At 53.0% G+C, this 2,911-nt stretch carries 1 rRNA gene; it reads right to left on the bottom strand.

Annotated elements, in window-relative coordinates:
- Positions 1-12 precede the first annotated feature (12 nt).
- Positions 13-2,893, bottom strand: a 23S ribosomal RNA gene (locus CFB89_RS33760).
- Positions 2,894-2,911: the final 18 nt, after the last annotated feature.

Below are 2,911 nucleotides of genomic sequence, written 5' to 3' on the forward strand. Positions count from 1 at the left end.
CAGACTTGTTATAGGATCAAGCCTTACGGGCAATTAGTATCAGTTAGCTGAACGCATTACTGCGCTTACACACCTGACCTATCAACGTCCTGGTCTCGAACGACCCTTCAAGGGGATCTAGTCCCCAGGGATATCTCATCTTAAGGCGAGTTTCCCGCTTAGATGCTTTCAGCGGTTATCTCTTCCGAACATAGCTACCCGGCGATGCCACTGGCGTGACAACCGGTACACCAGAGGTTCGTCCACTCCGGTCCTCTCGTACTAGGAGCAGCCCCCTTCAAATATCCAACGCCCACGGCAGATAGGGACCAAACTGTCTCACGACGTTTTAAACCCAGCTCACGTACCTCTTTAAATGGCGAACAGCCATACCCTTGGGACCGGCTACAGCCCCAGGATGAGATGAGCCGACATCGAGGTGCCAAACACCGCCGTCGATATGAACTCTTGGGCGGTATCAGCCTGTTATCCCCAGAGTACCTTTTATCCGTTGAGCGATGGCCCTTCCATACAGAACCACCGGATCACTATGACCTGCTTTCGCACCTGCTCGACTTGTCGGTCTCGCAGTTAAGCACGCTTATGCCATTGCACTATCAGCACGATTTCCGACCGTACCTAGCGTACCTTCGTACTCCTCCGTTACGCTTTGGGAGGAGACCGCCCCAGTCAAACTGCCTACCATGCACTGTCCCCGACCCGGATCACGGGCCAAGGTTAGAACCTCAAACAAACCAGGGTGGTATTTCAAGGACGGCTCCACCGAAACTAGCGTTCCGGCTTCATAGCCTCCCACCTATCCTACACAGATCGGTTCAAAGTCCAATGCAAAGCTACAGTAAAGGTTCATGGGGTCTTTCCGTCTAGCCGCGGGTAGATTGCATCATCACAAACACTTCAACTTCGCTGAGTCTCGGGAGGAGACAGTGTGGCCATCGTTACGCCATTCGTGCAGGTCGGAACTTACCCGACAAGGAATTTCGCTACCTTAGGACCGTTATAGTTACGGCCGCCGTTTACCGGGACTTCAATCAAGAGCTTGCACCCCATCATTTAATCTTCCGGCACCGGGCAGGCGTCACACCCTATACGTCCACTTTCGTGTTTGCAGAGTGCTGTGTTTTTATTAAACAGTCGCAGCCACCAGTTTATTGCAACCCCTTCACCCTCCTGGCGCTGGCCAGTCAAGCTACAAGGGCGTACCTTATCCCGAAGTTACGGTACCAATTTGCCGAGTTCCTTCTCCCGAGTTCTCTCAAGCGCCTTAGAATACTCATCTCGCCCACCTGTGTCGGTTTGCGGTACGGTCATCGTTAGACTGAAGCTTAGAGGCTTTTCTTGGAACCACTTCCAATTGCTTCGCTCCCGAAGGAGCTCGCGCCACACCCTTGAATTGCGCGCCCGGATTTGCCTAAGCGCCTTCTCCAATGCAGCGACCGGGACTTCCAACACCCGGACAACCTTCCGCGATCCGTCCCCCCATCGCATCTAACAATGGTGCAGGAATATTGACCTGCTTCCCATCAGCTACGCATTTCTGCCTCGCCTTAGGGGCCGACTCACCCTACGCCGATGAACGTTGCGTAGGAAACCTTGGGCTTACGGCGAGGGGGCCTTTCACCCCCTTTATCGCTACTCATGTCAGCATTCGCACTTCCGATACCTCCAGCACCCTTTACAAGGCACCTTCGCAGGCTTACGGAACGCTCTCCTACCATGCGAGCAAGCTCGCATCCGCAGCTTCGGTATATAGCTTAGCCCCGTTACATCTTCCGCGCAGGACGACTCGATCAGTGAGCTATTACGCTTTCTTTAAAGGGTGGCTGCTTCTAAGCCAACCTCCTGACTGTTTTAGCCTTCCCACTTCGTTTCCCACTTAGCTATATTTGGGGACCTTAGCTGGCGGTCTGGGTTGTTTCCCTCTTGACACCGGACGTTAGCACCCGATGTCTGTCTCCCGTGATTGCACTCTTCGGTATTCGGAGTTTGCTATGGCGGGGTAATCTGCAATAGACCCCCCAACCATGACAGTGCTCTACCCCCGAAGGTGAGACACGAGGCACTACCTAAATAGTTTTCGGAGAGAACCAGCTATTTCCAGGTTTGTTTAGCCTTTCACCCCTATCCACAGCTCATCCCCTAACTTTTCAACGTTAGTGGGTTCGGACCTCCAGTACGTGTTACCGCACCTTCATCCTGGCCATGGATAGATCACCTGGTTTCGGGTCTACGCCCAGCAACTGAACGCCCTATTCGGACTCGCTTTCGCTACGCCTGCCCTATACGGTTAAGCTTGCTACTGAACGTAAGTCGCTGACCCATTATACAAAAGGTACGCCGTCACCCCCGAAGAGGCTCCGACTGTTTGTATGCATGCGGTTTCAGGATCTATTTCACTCCCCTCCCGGGGTTCTTTTCGCCTTTCCCTCACGGTACTGGTTCACTATCGGTCGATCACGAGTATTTAGCCTTGGAGGATGGTCCCCCCATCTTCAGACAGGATTTCACGTGTCCCGCCCTACTTGTCGCACACCTAGTTCTTTCATACTGTTTTCGCCTACAGGGCTATCACCTGCTATGGCCGCACTTTCCAGAGCGTTCGGCTAACAATACAAATAAAGAGTGCAAGGCTCATCCCATTTCGCTCGCCACTACTTTGGGAATCTCGGTTGATTTCTTTTCCTGCGGTTACTTAGATGTTTCAGTTCACCGCGTTCGCTTCACATGGCCTATGTATTCAGCCATGGATACTCCAAAAGGAGTGGGTTTCCCCATTCGGACATCTACGGATCAAAGCTCGTTTGCCAGCTCCCCGTAGCTTTTCGCAGGCTACCGCGTCCTTCATCGCCTGTGATCGCCAAGGCATCCACCACATGCACTTGTTCGCTTGACCCTATAACGAGTCTGTCTC

The organism is Burkholderia sp. AU16741, assembly GCF_002223345.1.
GTDB classification, from domain to species: domain Bacteria; phylum Pseudomonadota; class Gammaproteobacteria; order Burkholderiales; family Burkholderiaceae; genus Burkholderia; species Burkholderia sola.